This window comes from Sphingomonas sanguinis, from assembly GCF_001476905.1.
In the GTDB taxonomy this organism is placed as follows: Bacteria; Pseudomonadota; Alphaproteobacteria; order Sphingomonadales; family Sphingomonadaceae; genus Sphingomonas; species Sphingomonas sanguinis_B.
The window spans coordinates 26,155-48,455 of record NZ_LDTE01000088.1; the positions used below are offsets into that span (position 1 = coordinate 26,155).

14 protein-coding genes are annotated in these 22,301 nt (G+C 67.4%); 4 read left to right on the top strand and 10 right to left on the bottom strand.

Features of this window, described 5'->3' with window-relative positions; translation table 11 throughout:
• Nucleotides 1–3 precede the first annotated feature (3 nt).
• A complete protein-coding gene (locus tag SB4_RS13860; protein WP_241488625.1) occupies nt 4–954 on the bottom strand; it encodes a cell wall hydrolase in 951 nt (316 codons plus the stop codon).
• Between the two features lie 201 nt (nt 955–1,155).
• Nucleotides 1,156–3,588 (bottom strand): TonB-dependent receptor, encoded by a 2,433-nt coding sequence (locus SB4_RS13865; protein WP_058753027.1) that lies wholly within the window; start codon nt 3,586–3,588, stop codon nt 1,156–1,158.
• 172 nt (nt 3,589–3,760) lie between these two features.
• Between SB4_RS13865 and SB4_RS13870 the strand changes: the two genes are divergently transcribed.
• Nucleotides 3,761–5,431: an alkaline phosphatase D family protein gene (locus tag SB4_RS13870; protein ID WP_241488626.1), complete on the top strand. Its 1,671-nt coding sequence runs from the start codon at nt 3,761–3,763 to the stop codon at nt 5,429–5,431.
• A 24-nt stretch (nt 5,432–5,455) separates the two neighbouring features.
• Here SB4_RS13870 and SB4_RS13875 read toward each other — a convergent pair whose 3' ends face one another.
• Complete coding sequence (locus SB4_RS13875) at nt 5,456–6,187, bottom strand: AcvB/VirJ family lysyl-phosphatidylglycerol hydrolase (protein ID WP_058753028.1); 732 nt, start codon at nt 6,185–6,187, stop codon at nt 5,456–5,458.
• Between the two features lie 192 nt (nt 6,188–6,379).
• Here SB4_RS13875 and SB4_RS13880 point away from each other — a divergent pair, with 192 nt between their 5' ends.
• A complete protein-coding gene (locus SB4_RS13880; RefSeq protein ID WP_058753048.1) occupies nt 6,380–9,697 on the top strand; it encodes a trifunctional glycoside hydrolase family 18/polysaccharide deacetylase/glycosyltransferase family 2 protein in 3,318 nt (1,105 codons plus the stop codon).
• 16 nt (nt 9,698–9,713) lie between these two features.
• Here SB4_RS13880 and SB4_RS13885 read toward each other — a convergent pair whose 3' ends face one another.
• The 3 genes from SB4_RS13885 to SB4_RS13895 are packed head-to-tail and all read right to left on the bottom strand — an operon-like array spanning nt 9,714 to nt 12,155.
• Nucleotides 9,714–11,042 (bottom strand): sensor histidine kinase, encoded by a 1,329-nt coding sequence (locus SB4_RS13885; RefSeq protein ID WP_241488627.1) that lies wholly within the window; start codon nt 11,040–11,042, stop codon nt 9,714–9,716.
• A 26-nt stretch (nt 11,043–11,068) separates the two neighbouring features.
• Nucleotides 11,069–11,758: a winged helix-turn-helix domain-containing protein gene (locus SB4_RS13890; protein ID WP_058715613.1), complete on the bottom strand. Its 690-nt coding sequence runs from the start codon at nt 11,756–11,758 to the stop codon at nt 11,069–11,071.
• Nucleotides 11,727–12,155 carry a PDZ domain-containing protein gene (locus SB4_RS13895; protein ID WP_193753825.1) on the bottom strand — a complete coding sequence of 143 codons (429 nt, stop codon included), beginning with the start codon at nt 12,153–12,155 and terminating at the stop codon, nt 11,727–11,729. Before SB4_RS13895 ends, SB4_RS13890 begins: the two co-directional genes overlap by 32 nt.
• Before the next feature lie 355 nt (nt 12,156–12,510).
• Between SB4_RS13895 and mprF the strand changes: the two genes are divergently transcribed.
• Nucleotides 12,511–15,066 carry a bifunctional lysylphosphatidylglycerol flippase/synthetase MprF gene (gene mprF, locus SB4_RS13900; RefSeq protein WP_058753031.1) on the top strand — a complete coding sequence of 852 codons (2,556 nt, stop codon included), beginning with the start codon at nt 12,511–12,513 and terminating at the stop codon, nt 15,064–15,066.
• A 131-nt stretch (nt 15,067–15,197) separates the two neighbouring features.
• Here mprF and SB4_RS13905 read toward each other — a convergent pair whose 3' ends face one another.
• Nucleotides 15,198–16,235: a glycosylasparaginase gene (locus SB4_RS13905; RefSeq protein WP_058753032.1), complete on the bottom strand. Its 1,038-nt coding sequence runs from the start codon at nt 16,233–16,235 to the stop codon at nt 15,198–15,200.
• Nucleotides 16,236–16,587: 352 nt separating this feature from the next.
• Here SB4_RS13905 and SB4_RS13910 point away from each other — a divergent pair, with 352 nt between their 5' ends.
• Entirely contained in the window at nt 16,588–19,677 is a 3,090-nt protein-coding gene (locus tag SB4_RS13910) for a TonB-dependent receptor plug domain-containing protein (protein ID WP_058753033.1), read from the top strand.
• A gap of 114 nt (nt 19,678–19,791) precedes the next feature.
• On the opposite strand, the gene SB4_RS13915 is transcribed toward SB4_RS13910, so the two are convergent.
• The 3 genes from SB4_RS13915 to SB4_RS13925 are packed head-to-tail and all read right to left on the bottom strand — an operon-like array spanning nt 19,792 to nt 22,255.
• Nucleotides 19,792–20,733 (bottom strand): Gfo/Idh/MocA family protein, encoded by a 942-nt coding sequence (locus SB4_RS13915; RefSeq protein ID WP_058753034.1) that lies wholly within the window; start codon nt 20,731–20,733, stop codon nt 19,792–19,794.
• 5 nt (nt 20,734–20,738) lie between these two features.
• Nucleotides 20,739–21,368, bottom strand: coding sequence for a 2-dehydro-3-deoxy-6-phosphogalactonate aldolase (locus SB4_RS13920; RefSeq protein WP_058753035.1), 630 nt, complete (start codon nt 21,366–21,368; stop codon nt 20,739–20,741).
• Complete coding sequence (locus SB4_RS13925; RefSeq protein ID WP_058753049.1) at nt 21,365–22,255, bottom strand: 2-dehydro-3-deoxygalactonokinase; 891 nt, start codon at nt 22,253–22,255, stop codon at nt 21,365–21,367. The genes SB4_RS13920 and SB4_RS13925 overlap by 4 nt, the downstream gene beginning before the upstream one ends.
• Between the last annotated feature and the right edge of the window lie 46 nt (nt 22,256–22,301).

Here is a 22,301-nt window from a genome sequence, read left to right on the forward strand (position 1 = left end):
GGTTTAGCCCGGATCGCGCTCTTCGCCGATGACCACGCCGCGGGTCATGTCCGGGCCGTCATGGCCGAAACTGTTGCGATGCACGCGCACGCCCGCCGTGGTGACGGGGGCGATCGAGGGCGGTGACGGGACGGCGGCGGCAGCTTCGGCGGCCTCGATCCGCTGTTCGCCGCGATGGATCGTTACGCCGTTCACCATCTCCGCCATCGGAGCGGCGTCGGGTGTCGGCATGGGGGCGGGCACGGGGATGCTGGGTTCGATCCCGGCATAGTCCTGGCGGAAGGACAGGTCGCGCTCCAGCGCGCCTTTCCAGCGGTAGAAGATATGGCTGCCCACCGCGCCGATGCGGTTCAGGCTGCTCGCCCACCAGGGCAGCACGTAATTGGCGTGGTAGAAGGTCGCGGCCCCCACCGGCGCATAGACCAGGCCTGCCAGCGCGGCCTGCGCCACGGCGGCGGCGCGGCTCCAGGCGGCGGGATCGCGCGGGCGGAGCATCGATCCGTCGCAGGTGAAGCTGAACTGGCATCCCGTCTGGCGGCCGGAGCCCTGATAGACGACGCCGCAGATGCTTTTGGGAAAGGCGCGGTCGCGGACGCGGTTGAGCACGACCTGCGCCACCGCGCGCTGGCCGTCGACCGGCTCGGACCGGGCTTCGTAATAGATGGCGGCGGTCAGGCATTCGGCCGCGCGCGCCGCATCGGTGGCGGTCCGCGCGACGCCGGCAAAGGCGGGGGCGGCGGCCATCTCGATCGGGGTATTGCCGACAATCGTGTCGGGCAGATCCTCGTCGGGCACGTCGAGCGCCAGCTGTCGTAGCAGCGTCCGTGCTGTCGGTGGCGGCACGTCCAGCGTCAGACGGGCGGGCGGGTGCCGGGTCGGCGTGCACGACGTCGCGACCGCGAGCGTCGCCACCAACATCAACCAGCGCAGCACGTTATCCGCTTCCCAACCCATGGTCCCCAAGATGCGTTTACGGCGCAGGGGGTTAGGAAGCGGTTAAGTGGCGATAACCAAGCCATGGAAGAATTCCTCCCCTGCAAGGGGAGGTGGCAGGGCGAAGCCCTGACGGAGGGGTGTCGCCCTATCGAGAGCGGGATACCCCTCCACCATGCTGCGCATGGTCCCCCTCCCCTTGCAGGGGAGGAAAACACACACTCAGAACCGCGCGCCCAGCTCCACGCCGTAGAAGCGCGGTTCGCCCGCGATATAGGTCGGCGTGCCGAACGTGCCGCCGGTATTGCCCGCGTCGATCAGATAGCGCTTGTTGGTCAGGTTGCGCGCGAAGCCACCGACATGAAAGCGGCCCTGATCGCCGAACTCGACCCCGGCGCGCAGGTTGACCAGCGTATAGCCGCCCTGCGCAATCGCCTCGCTGTTGGGCAGCTCGAAATAGACCTTCGATCGGTAATTGGCGCTGGGCGTGGCGTAGAAGGTCGCCGACGACCCGACCGGAATGCGCAAGGTCGCGCCGCCCGAGGCGGTGATCTCCGGCTGCAACCGGAAGCGGTTGCCCGCGAACACGCCGTTGGCCGGGTCGTTGGCGATGCCGCCATCGATATAGGCAAAGCTGCCGAACAGGCTGAGCCAACGATGCACCGCCACATTGCCCTCCAGCTCGACGCCGAGATTGTTCGCCGACCCCGCGCTGCGCGTCACGGCCAGCCCGTTCTCGAAGGTCGAGACCTGGAACCCGCGATAACGCTGATAAAAGACCGAGGCCGCGCCGGTGAACGGGCCGACCCGCCCCTTGATGCCGCCTTCATAATTCCAGACATCCTCCTCTGGCACGATCTGAAGCCGGGGAATGGCACCCGAATTGGCGACGGTTAGCGGTACGATGCGCTGCGCATCCAGCTGAACCACTGGCGAGCGGCGGCCCTTGCTGACCGTGGCATAGAGGTTCACGTTGTCGCTCAGGCGATAAAGCGCGTTGAAGCGCGGCAGGATCGCGGCATAGCTGCGCTGCGCCTCGAACAGCTGGCCCTTGGTATTGGCCGCGCCCAGCAGGCTGGTGAAGACGCCCGCCCCCGCCAGCAGGCGGCTGTCGGGCATGACGTTGCTATAGCGGGACGTGCGATCTTCGATCAGGATGCGCGCACCGGCGGTCAGTTCCAGCGCCGCGCTCGGAATCCAGGTCGCGTCGGCGAACACCGAATAGGTGTTGTTGCGCCCGTAATTGGCGAAGCTGGCGCTGTAGGGCAGCACGGTCGCCGCGCCGCGCGACAGGATCGCGGTGGCGCGGGTCGCCGGGATGGTGCCGTTCGCGGCGACGCATCCGGTGCCGGTGGGTATCCCTGCGCCGTTCAGAAGCTGGCGGATGGGGGCGAAGAGCGGGGTGACGGAACAGGCGAGATAGGTGCCTTCCTCGGTCGAGAAGGGCACGCGCTGCTGGCCATTCTCGAAGAACGCGTTCCAGCCGAACGAGGCGCGGTAATGCTGGCCGTCAAAGGCGAAGCGGCTTTCATGGCTCCACTGGTCGCCCTTGGCATCCTCGGCAAATTCCAGATACCAGGCCGGGCCGCCGTCCGCGTCGAAGATTTCGAGCGCGTCGAACCGGCGATAGCCGTTGACCGTGGTGAAGGTGATGCCCGGCGCGACGTCGACCGCGACCGTCAGGTTCGCGTCATAGACGTTGCGGGTCAGCCCCAACTTGCGGGCGCCCAGCACCTCGGCGGAGAAGGGCGAGCCCGACAGCTCGGCATAGCCGTAGTCGCCGGTCTGGCCGCCGGTGGGGGCAAAGACGCGGCTCTTGAACGCGGTGCCGGGATTGCGCTGTCCGTCATAGGTCAGGATCAGGTCGGCGGTGACCGAGCTATTGGGCGTCCAGCGCAGCGATCCGCGCACCCCGCGCTGGTCCTGGCCGTTCAGATCGTCCTGGTCGACGCGGCCCTGGTTCTGGTTGGGAACATTGGCATCGCCCGCGATGTTGCGGACATAGCCGTCGCGAAACTTGTACGCAAAGGCGATGCGCCCGGCGAGCGTGTCGTTGCCCGCGTTGAGGTAACCCGACACCTGGGTCCGGTTGAAATTGCCATAGGAGGCCAGGATGCCGCCCTCGGTCCCGGCATGGGGGCGGGCCGAGATGATGCTGATCGCACCGACCGCGGCGGCGGTGCCGAACAGGGTCGCCTGCGGCCCCTTCACGACCTCGATCCGCTCGATGTCGTACAGGTCCTGATAGGCGCCGCGCGTCCGGCTGATGTCCACGCCGTTATAATAGAGCGTGACGCGCGCGCCCTGCTGCGCCGAACCCGAGTCCGATGTGATGCCGCGGATGACGAAGCCCGGGTTGTTCGCGCTCTGCTCCTGGATCTGCAGGCCGGGGATATATTGCGCGACCTCGGACAGCGAGTTGACGCCGATATCGGCCATGCGCGCGCCCGACACCGCGCTGACGGTCAGGGGAACATCCTCGATCCGCTGTTCGCGCTTCTGCGCGGTGACGATGACGTCGGGATTGTCGTTGGCGTCGCGGGCATCCTGTTGCGGCTGGATCATCGCCTGGGCACCCGCCACCTGGGCAAGCGCCAGCTGGCTGAGACCCGCAAGCAAGGTCGCCAGCGTCACGCGGCGCACGATCACATTCATCTTATTCCCCCCGGAAGAATCGTCTTTCGCTGCCGCCTAGGCGAAAGGGATTACCAGTTGGTGTCCTGCGCAAGTCGTTTCTGTGACAGTCTCTACCCTGTCGCCAAACCGTCACAGCACCGCCATCGCTCTGTCGTTCGCCGGGCCTAGCGACGGCGGCGAAAGGACCGATATGATGACGATGATGAACCGACGCCGCGCGATCACGCTGATGGGCAGCGGGGCGACCCTGGCCCTGTCGACGATGGCGGAGGCCGCCCCGGCGGTCGCCCGGTTCGATCACGGCGTGGCGAGCGGCGATCCTTCGCCCGATGGCGCGATCCTGTGGACCCGCGCGACGCCTGCCGAGGGGCAGGGGGCTGATATCCCCTTGACCTGGCATGTCGCGCCGCTGGACGGTCGCGATGCGGTGGGCCTGCGTACCGGCCGGGTCGCGGCGCGCGCCGCGCGGGACTTCACCGCCAAGGTCGAGGTGACCGGCCTGCGGCCAGGCCGCGACTATCGTTATTGGTTCGAGTCGGCGGACGGTCGGCGTTCGGCCGAGGGGCGTTTCCGCACCCTGCCGCGTGGTCGGGTTGAGGATCTGGTCCTGGCGGTCGTATCCTGCCAGCTGTATCCGGGCGGCCTGTTCAACGCCTATGACGCCATCGCCAAGGCGGAGCGGATGGATGCGGTGCTGCATCTGGGCGACTATATCTATGAATATGGCGCGGAGGGCTATGGCGCGGCGATCGGCCGCAAGCTGAACCGCCTGCCCGAACCCGCGCACGAGATCGTGACGCTGGCCGATTATCGTATGCGCCACGCCCAGGTGAAGCGCGATCCCGACATGCAGGCCGCGCACGCCCGCACCGCCTTCATTTGCGTCTGGGACGATCACGAGGTCGCCAATGACGACTGGATCGGCGGTGCGGAGAACCACGATCCCAAGACCGAGGGTGACTGGGCCAAGCGCAAGGCGGCGGCCATGCAGGCCTATTTCGAGTGGATGCCGATCCGCGATCCGCTGCCCGGTAAGCCATGGGAGGCGATCAACCGCAGCTTCGAGTTCGGCGACCTGGCAACGCTGGCCATGCTGGAGACGCGCTTGCTGGCCCGTTCCAAGCAGGTTCGCGCCAAGGGGGAGGCGCCCGAGCCCGACGAATATGCGACGATGATGGCCGAACGCGCGCGGCCCGACCGCGAACTGCTGGGGGCTGGCCAGCTCGACTGGATCGAACGGACGCTGACCCGCTCGGTCCAGGCGGGCACGCCGTGGCAAGTGATCGGCAATCAGGTCGTGATGGCCCGGATCGATGGGCCCGACCTGGAGAAGCAGATGGGTGCGGCGGGCTATGCCAAGCTGACCGAGCGGCTTTCCGAGGACGCACGGCGCCAGCTCGGTGAGGCTCAGGCGTCGTATCGGGCGGGCCTGCCGCTCAATTTCGACAGCTGGGACGGCTATCCGGCGGCGCGCGAGCGGCTGTACGCGGCGTTCCGGCGGGCGGGCAGCCGTCCGGTCGTGGTGTCGGGCGACAGCCATGCCGCCTGGGCCAACGACTTGTATGACGCGGACGGGACGCTGGTCGCGGCGGAGTTCGCTGGCACCTCGATCACCAGCCCGTCCTGGGGCGACCTGATGCCCGGCATCGGCCGCGAGATCGCCGCCGCCAATCCCAAGGTGGTCCGCTTCTGCGATCAGGATGACAAGGGCTGGCTGCACCTCACCCTGACCCGCGAGGCGGCCACCGCGCGCTACATGACCGTCTCGACCGTCCTAGCCAAACCCTATGAGCAAGGCGTCGCAGCGGTCTGGCGGACCAAGCCGGGCACCGCTGCGCCGATCGAGCCGGTGACCGCCTGATCGGTTCCTGAACGTCGCCCCGACCTACCGGGCTCGCCGGACGGCGGCGAGGACATGGGCGGTCAGGGCGGCGTCGTCATGGTTCATGTAATGGCCGCCCGGCAGCGCGATCACCTTGGCATTGGGTTGCTTCAGCAGCGGGCAGAGACTGTCCCTCTCCTTGATGCCGTAGATACAGGTCAGCGGGGCCCAGTCGATCGTTCGCGCGGTCGTGATGCCCCAGCTGTCGGGCTTGCCGCGATAGGCGAGCCCGGACGGATCGGAGCGGAAAAAGGCGGTCTCGCCCGGCACGACCAGGATGATTGCCGCCACGCGCGCGCGCAGATCGGCGGGCAGGCGGGCGAGGCCGGTCTGCAACATATCCGCGCCATAGGACTGGCCGAGCAGCACCAGCCGGCGCGAGCCTGCTTCCTGCGCGGCGCGGCGGACCAGATCGGCGATCAGCGCGTCGACCTCGCCCCGCGTGCGGGGATGGCGGAACAGGACCGGCGAGTTGACCCCGCTGACCGGGATTCCCGCCGCGCTCAAGCTGCGCGCGATCACCCCGCCCATCCCATAGCGAAGCCCCATATCGCCCGACAGCGATAGTACCAGTATCGGCTGGGCCCGGCCCTGCGCGGCAAAGCGGACAAACGGGTCTCGGTCGAAATAACTTCCCGAATAGAGAAGGATAGCGAGGCCGGTGATGACCAGCAGCAGGATCGCGGCGACAGTATTGCGGCCGTTGCGGCGATGGCGCGCCAAGAGATCGGACATGGCCTGTCCTACTGCTATTGTCCGCCCATTGTCACGGGCCCCCAACAGCGCTTCACGAAGCGTTATGAAAAATCTGTAATGTTGCGATCACGCGCTCTATGCGCGTGATCTGCCATCGGGCAGCGCGATAGGGACCGTCGGATGGCGGAATGCCGCTTTCCCGCCGGACCCATGCACCAAGGACCAATGCCCGTGACCAACCCGATCTTTTTCGATCCCACCGGACGCCGGGGCACATGGGCCCGGCGCGGGGTCGCGGTCATGATCCTGTCCGTGGTGATCGCGGCGATCGCCTTTGCGACGACGCTGGTCGCGGTGCCCAATTCGGGCGTGCTGCCCTTGCCCTTCGCGCGCCGCCAGCCGATGACGCTGGAGCCCACCGCCCAGTTGAAGGGGCGGCGCGGCCAGTGGCTGCCGCGTAAGGCGGTGGCGCAGGGGCATACCCCGCTGACCATCGCCTTCTATACGCCGGGCAACGACTCGGCGCTGTCGTCGCTGCGCGCGCATATGGGCCAGATCGACTGGCTGGTCCCCTCGCTGATGAACGTCGCGGGTCCCAAGGCCGAGCTGCAGATCAACAACGATCCCAAGCTGGCGACGCTGATCGCTCGCGCCGCCAAGCCGCCGCGTCTTCTCCCCATGGTCCAGAATCTGGCCAATGACGAATGGGACGGCCAGGCGATCGCGCGGATCATCGCCAGCCCCGCCGCCTCCGAAAAGCTGGCGACCCAGCTGGGCCAGTCGATCACGGCCAATCGCCAGTCGGGTCTGGTCATCGACTTCGAGAATCTGCCCGCCAGCGCGATGCCCGGCTATCCGCGTTTGCTCCAGCGGATCAAGGCGCACCTGCCCAAGGGCGCGGTGCTGGCCGTGACCGTGCCCGCCGAGGACGAGGCGTGGCAGCTCCAGCGGCTCGCCAAGGTCGTCGACCGGGTCATGTTGATGGCCTATGACGAGCATTGGCAGACCGGCACCCCCGGCCCGATCGCGTCGCAGCCCTGGTTCCTCCAGGCGACCGAAAAGGCGCTGCGCGAGGTCGGCCGCGACAAGCTGATCGTCGCGCTGGGCAGCTATGCCTATGACTGGCCGACCAAGGCCGACGGCCCGGCCGAACCCGCCGAAGCCAAGTCGATCGAGGAAGCCTGGCTGATGGCGCATGACAGCCAGGCCAAGGTGACGTTCGACCCGGCCAGCGGCAATGCGGGTTTCGCCTATGACGAGAATGGCGAACATCATACCGTCTGGATGCTCGACGCGGCCACCAGCTGGAACCAGCTTCAGGCGCTGAAGCAGCTGGGCATAGACGATGTCGCCTTCTGGCAGCTGGGCAGCGAGGACCCCGGCCTGTGGGCCGACTTCGCGGCGTTTCGTAGCACGGCGCGCGGCGTCATTCCCCGGCTGGGTTCGATCACCTCGCCGCTGAATGCCGATGTCGAGGGGCCGGGCGAAATCCTGCGCATCACCGCCCAGCCGACCGATGGACAGCGCGCCCTGCGCTACGACAAGGACGGCATCATTCGGAACGAAGTCTATCAGACGCTTCCGACCCCCTATGTCGTGCAGCGGGCCGGCGCGGTGCCCAAGACGATCGCGCTGACCTTCGACGACGGGCCCGATCCCGAATGGACGCCCAAGATCCTCGACGTGCTGGAACGCGAGCGGGTGCCGGCGACCTTCTTCGTCATCGGCGAGAATGCGCTGCAACATCCGCAGTTGCTCCGCCGCATCGTCGATGACGGCAGCGAGCTGGGCAATCACAGCTATACCCATCCCAACATGGCGACGACCAGCGACCGGGGTATCAAGCTGGAGCTGAATGCCACCCAGCGGCTGATTCAGGCCTATACCGGCCGTTCCACGACGCTGTTCCGCGCGCCTTATTTCGGCGACGCCGAGCCGACCACGGGCGACGAGATCGGCCCGGCCCTGGTCGCGCAGAATCTGGGCTATACGGTCGTCGGCCTGCACGTCGATCCGAACGATTGGCAGCGGCCGGGCGTCGACCAGATCGTCCAGCAGACCATCGATCAGGTCCACGGCGCGACCGAGGAGAATTCGGCCAATGTCGTGCTGCTCCACGATGGCGGCGGCGACCGCGAACAGACGGTAGAGGCTCTGCCGCGCATCATCGATACGCTGCGGGCGCAGGGGTATCGCTTCGTCCCCGCCTCGCAACTGGTCGGGATCAGCCGCGACCAGGCGATGCCGAAAGTCGAGGGCAGGGACCTGCTGGCGGTGCGGACCGATGTGGCCATCTTCGTCTTCCTGGCCTTCGTATCGGCCGCGCTCGCGTGGCTCTTCTATCTCGCCATCGCGCTTGGCATCGCACGCGCCGTCGTCATGGCGGGTCTGGCCTGGTTCCAGGGCCGCAAGTCGAAGCCCGTGCCCCCCGAATATACGCCCAGCGTCTCGGTCATCATCCCCGCCTTCAACGAGGAGCGGGTGATCGTCCAGTCGGTGACGCGCGTGCTGGAGAGCGACTATCCCGGCCTTCAGGTCATCGTCGTCGATGACGGGTCGAAGGATCGCACCAGCGCCGTGGTGCGCGAGGCCTTTGCGGGCGAACCGCGCGTCCAGCTGCTGACGCTGGCCAATGGCGGCAAGGCGGCGGCGCTGAACCGTGCGCTTCAGGATGCGACGGGCGAGGTGTTGATCGCGCTCGACGCCGATACCCAGTTCGAGCCCGAGACGATCGCCAAGCTCGCCCGCTGGTTCGCCGACCCCAAGCTGGGCGCGGTGGCGGGCGATGCGCGGGTGGGGAACCGGGTAAACCTGGTCACCCGCTGGCAGGCGGTCGAATATATCACCGCGCAGAATCTGGAGCGCCGGGCGCTCGCCGGGTTCGACGCGATGACGGTGGTGCCGGGCGCGGTGGGTGCATGGCGGCGCGCGGCGCTGGATGCCGTGGGCGGCTATCCCGAAAACACGCTGGCCGAGGATCAGGACCTGACCATCGCGATCCAGCGGGCCGGATGGCGCGTCACCTACGATCCGCGCGCCGTGGCGTGGACCGAAGCGCCCGAGAGCTTCAAGGCGCTGGCCAAGCAGCGCTATCGCTGGGCGTTCGGCACGCTGCAATGCCTGTGGAAGCACCGCGCCGTGCTGCGCACGGGCAGGCCCGCGGGGCTGGCACGGGTCGGTCTACCCCAGGCCTGGTTGTTCCAGATCATCTTCGCCGCTATCTCGCCCCTGATCGACCTGGCGCTGATCCTGTCGGTCATCGGCACTGCGATGCGTGTCGCGCAACATGGCTGGGCGCAGACCAGCACCGACGTGTTCCAGATGGCAGCCTATTGGGTGGCCTTCACCTCGATCGACGTACTGTGCGGCTGGCTGGCGTACCGGCTGGATGGCAACCGGGTGCGTTACCCCGCGCATCTGCTGGTCGCGCAGCGGCTGGTCTATCGCCAGATCATGTACTGGGTCGTGCTGCGCGCGATCAGTTCGGCGATCGGCGGTTGGATCGTCGGCTGGGGCAAGCTGGAGCGTACGGGGAACGTCGCGGCGTAAGCGGCATCCCCGTCGCTCAGGCCGCGGAGCGCGTGTCGGGCGTCAGCGTCAGGCGGACGCGCAACCCCGGCGCGTTGTCCTCCAGCGCCAGCGTTCCGCCATGGAGATGCGCCACCGCGCTGGCGAGCGACAGGCCGAGGCCTGCGCCGCTTTCGGTCCTTGCCGCGTCCAGCCGGCCGAAACGCTTCAACGCCTCGTCGCGGCGTTCCGCCGGGATGCCGGGGCCGTCATCGGCGACGATCAGCACCGGGCCCGGCTCGACCCGCACGGTGATCTCGCCCGCACCATATTTCAGCGCATTGTCGATCAGGTTGGCGACGGCTTGACCCAGCAGCTCGCGGTGAACACGCGCGACCAGCGTCTCGGGCCCTTCGGCGCGGATGGTCATCCCCCGGTCCTCGGCCAGCGGCTCGAACATGTCGGCGACGTCGCGCACCATCTCGGCCAGGTCGGCGTCGACAAAGGCGTCGCGGCCGAGGCCCGCTTCGGCCCGGCTGATGCGCAGCGCGGTGTCGAGCATGGCGAGCAGCCGGTCGCCTTCCTCCAGCGCGCGGCCGACCGCGACGCGGGCATTTTCGTCCCGACTCTCGGCCAGCGCGCGGTCCAGCGTCGCGCGCAGCCGGGTGAGGGGGGAGCGCAGGTCGTGTGCCAGCCCGTCGGTCGCGACCTTCAATTCGGTCATCAGCAGCGCGATCCGGTCGAGCATCGCATTGACCGCCTGGGCCAGCGCGTCGAACGCATCGTCACCGCCATTGGGGATGACCCGGCGCGACAGGTCGCCGCCCGCGACCGCGTGAGCGGTGGCGACCGTATCCTCCAGCCGCCGTTCGATCATCCGCGCGGCGGCCCAGGCGGCGAGTGCGGCGAGTACGATGGCGGCGGCCATGCCGACCCCCATCGCCTCTTCCATCGCCAGCGCGACGCGCAGCTCGCTCTCGATGACATGGCCCGCCAGCATTCGCGAGCCATCGGGCAGGCGGGTCGCCATCACCCGCATCCGTTCGGGTTGGGAATGGCCGATCCGAAAGATCTCGATCGTTGCCGAACCGGGCGCGGGGACGTTGGGCGGCCAATCGGCGATGTTGCCCGCCACGAACCGTCCGCGCGGATCGGTCAGCAGGATGACCGACAGCGGCAGGCGGTCGGTGGTCATCCGCCGGTCGACCGCGGCACGGACCGCCGCTTGGCCCCCCGACAGCCATACGCCCGACAGCTCGTCGCGCAGGTCGCTGGCGGCGTCCTCCGCCTGATCGGCGATCTCGCTGCGCGTCAGATGGCGCACGGTCGCCACCATCGCACCTGCGCCGACCAGTTGCAGCGCAAAGACCAGCAATGCGAAACGCAACGTGGTCGAGCGGAGGACCGCCGGTGCTATTTCTCGACCCCCAGCTTATAGCCCGAGCCGCGCACCGTATGCAGGAGCGGGCGGGCGAAACCTTCGTCGATCTTCTTGCGCAACCGGCTGATATGCACGTCGGTGACGTTGGTGTTGGGATCGAAATGGAAATCCCAGACCCCTTCCAGCAACATGGTGCGGGTCACCACCTGGTCGACATGCTGGAGCAGATATTCGAGCAGCCGATATTCGCGCGGTTGCAGGTCGATCGGCTTGCCCGCCCGCCGGACGCGGTGGGCGAGCAGATCCATCTCCAGATCGTCGCACACCAGCTTGGTCTGCGGCGCGTTACCGGTGGTGCCGCCGCGCCGGATCAGCAGGCGGATGCGGGCCAGCAATTCGGCAAAGACGAACGGCTTGGTCAGATAATCGTCCGAGCCGGAGGTCAGCCCCGCCACCCGGTCCTCGGGCGAGGACAGCGCAGACAGGATCAGCACCGGCGTCTGGATGCCCGCCGCGCGGATCGCGGCCAGCACCGACATGCCGTCCATGCCGGGCAGCATCCGGTCCAGAATGATGCAGTCATAGGTGCCGTCGGTCGCATGGAACAGGCCATCGCGCCCGTTCGCGGCATGATCGATCAGGAATCCCTCTTCCCGCAACCCGTTGGCGATGTAGTCCGCCGTCGAGCGATCATCTTCGATCAGCAAAATCCTGTTGGCCACGCTGTCCTCCCGACGCGCTCCTTAGCAGCGTGATCGTAAGGAGGCCATGGTCGCGCGCGACTTCCAACTGGACGGGCGAATCGATACGCCGCGCGGCCTCGTCGCGCAGCATCGCGAAGGATGTCGCGGGGTGGCCGTCGATGGTCATGACCGTATCGCCGACATGCAGCGGGGGCTTCACTGGCGGCATGGGATCGCCCTCGACATCGCTGCGCAGGCTGGTGACGACCAGGCCCGGCCGATCTTCCCCGACGGGGGCGAAGGTCGCGCCGTAGAGGGTCGATGGCCGGTGCGGCCCGGCGCGAAGCGGCATATGCCCGACCAGCAGCGCCGTCGCGGCGCCACCGACCAGCGCGACCAGCCCCGCGCCCCAGCCGACGATCCTTAGCCCCTTCATATCGGCCACTTTCCTGCGGCCACCGGCAGCACACGCGGCGCGGCGATCATGGGGGCCTGGACGGCGGGCAGGGGCGATGCTTTCACCCCGTCTGCATAGCCGCCATGACCTGAGCGAAGCGTGGGCGAAGCATGACGCTTCTGTCATGTGAAGGGCAGGTGGCGCGTGACGAACTTGTCATGTGCCCGTAAGGCAGCGGGGCCGGGCGGCGCTTTATGCCGCCGGGTTCCGTGATGGCGGGGTCTGAAAACGGAAGTGGTTGGCGTGTGACGCAAGGGCATGGGGTGGCGAAACCGACCTTTGGTTCGATGGTGGCGGGGGTTATGGCGTGACATCGTCCTCCCGGCTTGCGACCATGGTCGACCGGATCATCGCCTATGGCCGGGCCAAGCGCGGCTATCTGGCGGTCGGCGCGGTCGTGCTGCTGGTCGCGCTGGGTCTGTCGGCGCTGCATCACCTGACCCGTTCGGTCCGGCTGTCCGATGTGCGCGGCGCCTTTTACGCCATCGATCCGCGCCAGATCATGCTGTCGGTCGGCTTCACCATCGCCAGCTATATCGCGCTGACCTTCTACGACGTGATCGCGCTGCGGGTGATCGGCAAGCCATTGCGCTGGCGGACGGCGGCGACCGCCTCGTTCACCAGCTATACGCTCAGCCACAATCTGGGCCTGGCGCTGCTGACAGGCGGGTCGGCACGATACCGGGTCTATGCCGCCGCCGGGCTGGACGGGCCGGACATCGCGCGCGTCATCGCGATTGCCAGCGCGACCTTCTGGTTCGGGGTGTTCACCGTCACCGGGCTGGGCCTGTTGTTCCATGAAGGGCCGGTCACGGTCGAGACACTGGTGCTGGGCCAGACCATGGTCCGCTGGCTGGGCGGCGCGGTGGTCGCGGGCGCGCTGGGGCTGATCCTGCTCTGCGCCTTGCGGCCCGGCCAGCGGGTCGGTTGGCGGGCGTGGAGCGTGCCGCTGCCCACGCCCGCCCAGGCCCTGGCCCAGATCGGCATCGCCTCGCTCGACCTGGGGTGCGCGAGCGCGGCGCTGTTCGTCCTGTTGCCGGGCGCGTCGATCGACCTGCTGCCCGCCTTCCTGCTCGCCTATGCGCTGGCGATCATCGTCGCTCTGGTCAGTCATGTGCCCGGCGGCATCGGCGTGTTCGAGGCGGTCGTGCTGGCGACCGTACCGGTCGACCGGACCGAGTTGTTCGCCGCGCTGATCGCCTATCGCGTACTCTATTATCTCGCGCCGCTGGCGCTCGGCATCGCGCTGCTGGCCTGGGACGAGGCGCGGCGGCGGCCGATCAAGGCGTTGCGCGATGTCCGCCGCGTGCTGCTGGGCATCGCGCCGACGCTGCTAAGTGCCGCCTGTTTCGGCGGTGGCGCGATCCTGCTGCTGTCGGGATCGCTGCCCGCCATTCCGCAGCGCGTGCATCAGCTCGTCCATATCGTGCCCTTGCCCTTTATCGAGGCGTCGCATTTTGCGGCCAGCTTGGTCGGCACCGGCCTGTTGCTGCTGGCACCGGGCCTTTATCGGCGGCTCGACGGGGCGAGCCTGGCGGCGCGCGCGCTGCTGGTCGCGGGGGCGATCTTCTCGCTGGCCAAGGGTATCGATTATGAGGAAGCGGCGGTCTGCCTGACCATCGCGCTCCTTCTCCAGATGAGCCGCCGCGCCTTTTACCGGCGGACGTCGCTGGTCGCGCGGCCGCTGTCACCCGCCTGGCTGTTCAGCGTGGCGGTGGTGATCGTCGGCACCGCCTGGATCGGCTTTTTCGCGTACAAGCATGTCGATTACCGGGAATCGCTATGGTGGCGGTTCGCGCTGTCGGACGATCCTTCGCGCTTCCTGCGTGCTGGCCTAGGCGTCGCGGTGATGCTGGCGGGGGCGGGGCTGTGGCGGCTGTTCCTTGCCGCACCGCCGGGCGAGGCGGACCACCCCGCGATGGAGCAGGTGCGCGCCGTGGTCGACCAGGCCGAGCGGACCGATGCCGCACTGGCACTGCTGGGCGACAAGCGCTTCCTGTTCTCGCCGGAGGGCGATGCCTTCGTCATGTATCAGGTTCGCGGCAGCAGCTGGATTGCGATGGGCGATCCGGTCGGCCCGCGCGCGGCCTGGGCCGACCTGTTGTGGCAGCTGCGTACCATGGCGGACGCGGCGCAGGGGCGGCTGCTCCTCTATCAGATCACGCCCGAAGCGCTGGAGATCGCCATCGAGATGGGGCTCCAGATCATCAAATATGGCGAGGAGGCGCTGATCGACCTATCCGGTTTCGCGCTGGAGGGCGGGCGGATGCGCGGGTTGCGCCAGACGCTCAACCGCTTTCGCACGCGGGAGAATGCCACCTTCGCCATCGTGCCCGCCGCCGAGGTGCCCGCCATCCTGCCCGAGTTGAAAGCGGTGTCCGACGACTGGCTGCTGGAAAAGGGCCATGGCGAGAAGGGTTTCAGCCTGGGTCGGTTCGACCCGGCCTATCTGGCGCTGACCGATTGTGCGGTGGTGCGGGTGGAGGGGCGGATCGTCGCCTTCGCCAATCTCTGGAAGGCGGGCGAGAAGCGCGAGCTGTCGGTCGACCTGATGCGCCATGTCGAGGACGCGCCCGGCGGGGTAATGGATTATCTGTTCGTGGAACTGATGCTGTGGGGTCAGGCGGAGGGTTATGGCCGCTTCGCACTGGGCCTGGCGCCGCTATCGGGTGTCGGCGGGCGGCGCATGGCCCCGACCTGGGCGAAGGTCGCCGCGCTCGTCTTCCGGCATGGCGAGCGCTTCTACGGCTTCCGGGGGTTGCGGGCCTATAAGGAGAAGTTCCAGCCCGAATGGGCACCGCGCTATATCGCGGGTCCGCGCGGGCTGGGGTTGGTCAAGGCGCTACGCGACCTGAACGCGCTGATCGCCGATGGGGGTGAAGCGAATTGATCCTCCCCGGCACGGGGAGGTGGCAGGCCGAAGGCCTGACGGAGGGGGGCTTCCGCAAGGGACTCGCTTAGCGGCACGCCCCCTCCACCACCGCTTCGCGGCGGTCCCCTCCCCGTGCCGGGGAGGATTGTTTAGGCCCTGAACAGCGACGGGGCCTTTTCCACCCGCGTCCTGCCTGCCGCGTCGGTCACCGCATAGGTGAAGCCCGGCAACAGACAGTAGGCCCCGACCCGCCCGGCCGTATCCATCGCCAGGAATCCGACCTGCACCCCCTTGATCGCATCGCCGCGCAGGCTCGCGATATGCTTGGCGGCTTCCTCGCATGCCGCCTGCGGGCTTAGCCCATGGCGCATCGAGGCGACGACGCGCGCGGTGCCGACGGTACGGGTGACTTCCTCGCCCAGCCCGGTCGAGGTCGCACCGCCTATGCCGCGCTCGACATAGAGACCCGACCCGACCTGCGGCGAGTCCCCGACGCGTCCGCGCATCTTGAACGCCATGCCCGAGGTCGTGCAGGCACCCGCCATCCGGCCACTGGCATCGCGCGCCAGCATCCCGATCGTGTCATGGTCGAGCGCACCGCCGGGCGTACCGGGACGCCAGGCGCCATAGGTGCCGGTCTCGCTATTGGCGACGGGCTTGTAGTTTTGCGTCTTCAGCCAGTCGCGCCAGGCCTTTTCCGCCTCCGGGGTCAGCAGGTTGACGCGCGGGAAACCCCGGTCGCGGGCAAAGCGGGTCGCGCCTTCGCCGACCAGGAAGGTGTGGGGCGTATGCTCCATCACCGCGCGCGCGACCGAGATGGCGTGAACCGTGTCCTCCAGCGCAGCGACCGCGCCGACGCCGCCCGCATCGTCCATGATCACCGCGTCCAGCGTCACATGCCCGTCACGATCGGGATAGCCGCCATAGCCGACCGAATGGTTGTTCGGATCGGCCTCCGGCACCATCACGCCCGCCTCGACCATATCGATCAGCGATCCGCCGCTGCGCCCCTTGGCGAAGGCGGCGTCGTTGGCGGGCGCTCCGAAGTCCCAGGTCGACACGATCATCGCATTGGACCCGCCACCCATAGCCGTTTTGGCGAGTGCACGCACGGGTGCGGCAAGCCCCGCTCCGATTCCTGCGAGTGAGGCGATCCCGCCGAGAAAAGCACGCCGTTCGTCCTGCATTATCTGCTCCATCCCCTCGGGGGCTATCCCGCCCGCACCTTCGGCCGATACTGCGGGGGGAATACGAAAGCTGCAAGGGCAGAGGCGACCGATATGGAACCACTTGCTCGAATCGAGAAGAGCCCTCGGCATGGGCACTGACGTAGAGGGCGAGGCATCGTGTCAAAACATTGCTGACAACCAACTTAAAGCATTGAAATCGTTTTTATTTGTGTCTTTTGGGTGACAGTGGCGCCCGAATGTAAGGATGGGTGATGCATAGGTATGCATTAGGTATTGACCTCTTACGTCAAACACATTGTCCTTTTCCCTCTACCCGGCGGCCCATCGGCCGGGATGAAGGGGAGACCTCATGAAAATCCAGCACTCCGCATCATGGTTGGCGCTGTCCGCCGCCTCGCTGATGCTCGTCGCACCCGCCGCCGCGCAGCAGGTCGGATCGACCGCCCAGGATGGCACCACCCAGGACGATAACGACAGCTCGATCAGCGCCGACGCCGCCCAGACCCGCGCCGCCGCGATCAGCGGTACGCCTCAGGCAACCAGCGGCGGCGAGGTCATCGTCACCGGCACGCGCATCACCCGTCCCAACCTCGCCTCCGCCGCGCCGATCACCTCGGTCACGCGCCAGGACATCCAGGCGCAGGCCCCGCTCAACGTTGAGGAGGTGCTGAACCGCCTGCCGCAGGTCGCGCCCGACGCCCAGTCCAACTATGCCGATTCCGACGGTCGTCAGCGGATCAAGCTGCGCAATCTGGGCTTCGAGCGCACGCTGGTGCTGGTCGACGGCAAGCGCCTGGGCACCCAGAACGGGCAGGACACCGGTATCATCCCGGCCAGCCTGCTGGAGCGCGTCGACGTGCTGTCGGGCGGTGCTTCCTCGGTCTATGGTTCGGACGCGATTTCGGGTGTCGTCAACTTCATCCTGCGCAAGGATTTCGACGGCATCCGCGTCGATGCGAACTACAATTTCTACAACCACCTGAACAAGGACACGCTGGTCACGCCGATCGCCAATGCCGCGGGCTTTCCATCGGCGCGCGGGCTGACCAATGACGGCGGCCGGGCCGACCTGACGGTAACGGCGGGCAAGAAGCTGCTCGACGACCGGCTGAACGTCTCGGGCTTCTTCAACTATCGCCAGGCCGACCTCGTCCAGAACGGCGCGCGCTCCTATGCGGCGTGCCCGGTAGCGCAGCTGACCAAGGACTCAGCGCTGTCCTGTTCGCCGCTGTCCACCTATTCGCGCAGCGGCTTCGTCTCGCCGGTATCGGGACCCAATGCCAATGCGCAATATGTCAACAATCCCGACGGCTCGCGGACCTTCGTCCCCTGGGGCCCCGGTGCTGGCAATGCCGCCAACCCTTATGACGATGTGTCGTTCCAGCGCGCCAATGAGCGCTACACGGCGGGCGGTTTCGTCAACTTCAAGATCGCACCCGAGGTCGAGATCTATGGTGATGGAATCTGGTTCCGCGACACCTCCGAGAACCCGACGCCGCGCCGTGTCTATGCCTATTCGGTGCAGGGCACGACGCCCTATCAGGTGAATTGCGACAATCCTTTCCTGTCCGGTGGTCAGGCGAGTGCGCTGGGCTGTGCGCCGGGTAGCACCGGCTATGTGCCGCTCGACGTGCGGTATCGCTTCGACGGACAGCCCGCCCAGGCCGACCGCTTCGTCAACATGGGCTTCCGCGCCAGCGGCGGCGTGCGTGGCAATATCGGCGATGCCTGGTCCTATGATGTGGGCGGGGTCTATGCCCGCAACCAGCAGGACTGGTATCTCGGCCCGACGTCGCAGAACGACCGGGTGAACCGCGCGCTGGACGTCGTGTCGGTCAATGGCACGCCGACCTGCCGCTCGGTGGTCAACGGCACCGATCCGTCCTGCATCCCCTTCGATGCGTTCCGTGCCGGGTCGGGCAGCAACGCGCTGACCAACTATCTGTTCTCCAGCGGGGCGACCGGCCAGCGGCGGACGATCACCCAGCTGTTCGACGCGATCGCGGTGGTGAACGGCGACCTGACGAAGTACGGCATCAAGAGCCCCTGGGCCGATGAAGGTCTGGCCGTGTCGCTGGGCACCGAATATCGCAAGGACCGGCTGATCTCGACCGCCGATGCGGGCTTTGTCGACCAGTTTGGCGACCAGGACGCGCGGCTGAGCCAGGACGTCTGGGAGTCCAACATCGAGGTTCAGGCGCCGCTGATCCAGAACAAGCCGTTCGCGCATCTGCTGCAGACCAATGGCGGCTTCCGCGTATCGAAGTACAGCTCCAACCCGAAGAGCTTCTCGACCTGGAAGGTCGAGGGCCTGTACGCGCCGGTTGCCGACATCACCTTCCGCGCCTCGTACAATAAGGCACAGCGCGCGCCGACGGTGATCGAGATCCGGCAGGCGACCCAGATCAACTATGGCCGCAACGCGACGCTGACCGATTTCTGCGCGCCCGTCTCGCGCACGCTGCCCGACGGCACCGTGACGACCACGCCGCTGGGTTCGCGCGAGTTGTGCAGCAAGACGGGGCTGGCGGACAATCTGTACGGCAGCGCCTCGCTGCTCTGCCCGACCGAGGGGTGCACGACGCGTACCGGCGGCTTCACCGCCGACCCGGAAACCGCCTATACCCTGACCTATGGTCTGGTGGTGAAGCCCAGCTTCATTCCGGGGCTGGTCTTCTCGGCCGACCGCTATCAGATCCGTCTGGTCAACTCGCTCGGCTATAACGGCGCGGACTATTATCTGCAGGGCTGTCTGGCGTCGAACGGCGATCCGTTCTTCTGCAACGGCATCGTGCGCGATCCGACCACTGGCTCGATCGCCAATGCGCCAGCGGGCAATCCGTCGAGCGGTTTCGTGCGGCAGGGAACGACCAACTATTACCGGTCGCTCGCCTATGGCTGGGACTTTCAGGGTCAGTATTCGCTGGACCTGAAGAATGCCGGTCGGATCGACTGGGGCTTCAACGGATCGCTGTCGACGCTGGCCGGTGGGCAGGATTCGCCGCTGCGTCGCCAGTATAATTGTTCGGGCTATTTCTCGAACGGCATTTCCTGCGGCCAGCTGATCCCCAAGTGGATGCACACCCTGCGGACCACCTGGACGACGGCGGACCGGGTGTTCAACGTGTCGTTCAACTGGCGCTATACCGGCTCGCTGACCACGGCGAACAATTCGGGCAACCCGGACATCGGCGGCACGCCGGAGCGGTTCCAGAACACGTTCGCGCGCATCTCGCCGCAGAGCTACTTCGACCTGGCGCTCAGCTGGAACATCGCGCGGAAATTTGCTTTCCGGATCATCGCGAACAACGTGTTCGACAAGTCGCCGCCGATCGTCCCCAATTCCTATCAGGTCGCGCTGTCGCGCTCCAACACCGCGCCGCAGCGTTACGACGCGCTGGGTCGCCAGATCGCGATCGGGACCACGATCAACTTCTAACCTTCCCCCCGGCGAGAGGCTTCGGCCTTTCGCTCATCCCCGAACTGAAAAGGCCGGTCGTCCCGCGGGACAACCGGCCTTCTTTTTTCCTATCCCGATCCGGTCGGGTGTGACTTATTCCACGAAGTCTTCCACCTCACGCCGCTGGCCGCGCATGAAGGCGTCGGCGACATGGCGCAGGGGAGCGATGTCGACGTCCGAGCGCCCGCCCTTCACCAGTTCGGCGAAGCGCGCGTACAGGCCCGGATATTCGCCGTGCAGCCCCTCTTCCCGATGCGGGGTCGTGCCGTCGGGCAGGGTCAGTACCGCGCCGCCCTCGGCCAGCTTCAGCGTGCCGTCGGTCGTCTCGACGACGATGTCCCAGCTCTGATGGCCTTCCTGCCGCCAGTCGAGGTCGAGGGTCACTGGCGTGCCGTCGGTCGTGCGGAACGCCACATCGGCGGCGATCGGCGCGTCGCGATTGGCGGGGAAATCCAGCGTCGCACGCTCGATGAAGAAGGGCTGCGGCATGATGTGCGTCGCGATCGACAGCGCGTTGATGCCGGGATCGAACACGCCGAAGCCGCCCGCTTCCCAAATCCAGGCCTGGCCGGGATGCCATTGGCGCACATCCTCGCGCCAGATGATCGCGGCCGAGGTGACCTTGCGGGTCGACAGCCATTCGCGCGCGGGCTCGACGCCCAGTGCGTAACGCGAGTGCCAGCTGGCGAACAGGGTGACGCCCGCCTTGGCCGCCAGCTCCTCCAGCACCGCGACTTCGGCCAGCGTCGCGCCCGGCGGCTTTTCAAGGAAGACGTGCCAGTTGTTGGCCAGCGCGGCGGCGGCGATGGCGTGGCGGACCTGGGGCGGGGTGCACAGCGCCACCGCATCGACCGTCACATCGCTTTTGGCGAGTTCGTCGATGTCGTGGAAGTGCGGCACACCCTCGACCCCGTTGGGCGAGCGGCTGACGGTCGCGACCAGCTCGAAGGCCGGGTTGCCTGCGATGGCGGGGACATGCTGGTCATGGGCGATCTTGCCCATGCCGACCAGCGCGAGGCGGATCGTGTCGGTCATCGGTATCAGCGTGCCTTTTCGACATAAGCGCGCGCCGACACGGCGACATCCGCCGCCGGCTTGCCCGCGCGATAAAGATTGGAGCCCAGGCCGAACCCGTCCGCGCCGTGCGCGCGCCATTCGGCCATGTTGTCGGGCGTGATGCCGCCGACCGCTAGCACCGCGACGTCGCGCGGCAGGACGGCGCGCTGCGCCTTCAGGAAGGTGGGCGAGGCGCCCTCGGCGGGGAACAGCTTCAGGCCATGCGCACCGGCCTTCAGCGCGGCGAAGGCCTCGGACGGGGTGAAATAGCCGGGCAGGGAGATCAGCCCTTGCGCGACGCTGTGCGCGATGACCTCGACATCGGTGTTGGGCGAGACGATCAGGGTGCCGCCCGCCGCCTTCACCCGGTCGACCTGTTCGGTGGTCAGGACCGTGCCCGCACCCACGATCGCCTTGTCCCCGACATGCGCCGCGATCGCCGCGATGCTGTCATAGGGATCGGGTGAGTTGAGCGGCACCTCGATCAGGGTGAAGCCCGCCTCGACCAGCGCGTCGGCGACGGGGATCGCTTCGGCGGGCGTCAGGCCCCGCAGGATGGCGACCAGCGGGCAGGCGGCAAAGGCCTTGGCAAAGTTCTCGGCGGGGTCGGTCATGACAAATGCTCCCGAATGGCGTGAAGTCCGGCAAGGAAACCGGCATGGCTGTCGAGCGCGACGACGGTGCCGCCGCGTGCCTCGATGCCGATGGTGTAGAGGTCGGCCAGCAGCCCGCTGGACAAGAGATGGACCGTCTGACCCGCCATGTCCGGCACCGCGCCGATGTCGCTGCCGATCAGCAGGCCGCTGGCATAGGATGCCGCATCGTCGGCGGCGATCCGGCCAAGCAGGACCGAGGCGCGCACCCCAAATAGCGCCGCCGTCAGGTCGCAGGCGCCCGCCCCGCGCGACAGGCCGTCGCGAAAGGCCGGGCCGTCCGCGACCGGGCCGTCGAGCATTCCGGCCAGGATGCCATGTCCTTTGACCAGCGCGAACAGCTCGCCGGTCATGGTGGTGGCGAAATCCGTGATCCGACCGCCCGTGACGCGCACCCATTTGTTGTGCGTGCCGGGCTGGGCGAACAGGGCGTCCGCAGGCGCGAGCCCGGCGGCGACCGCACCCAACACCTGAACCTCTTCGCCGCGCATCACATCGGCGCGTGTGTCGGTCAGCAGCGAAACGCCGGGGACGATCGTGACGTCCAGTTCGGGAATCCGCGTCGCGGCCCCGGCCAGCGTCGGAAGATCGGCGGGGGCGGGGACATAGGCGGCCTCTCGCCAGCCGCGTGTCGATCCGACCATGCCCGCCGCGATGATCGGCAAGGCACCGAAGCGCACGCGGATCGCGGCGATCTCGTTGGGATAGTCGCCGGGGGCCATGGCGAGCACCCCGCGATCGTCGCGCACCGTGTCTAGCACGGCGCCATCCGCCGTCAGGACATAGATTCGCCGATTGGTCGTGCCCCAGTCGATCGCGATATAAGCGGGCGTCACGTCTGATGACACGGCGGGCACGGCCTCTCCTTGGTATTTTGTGAGAGGATTTGTAGGA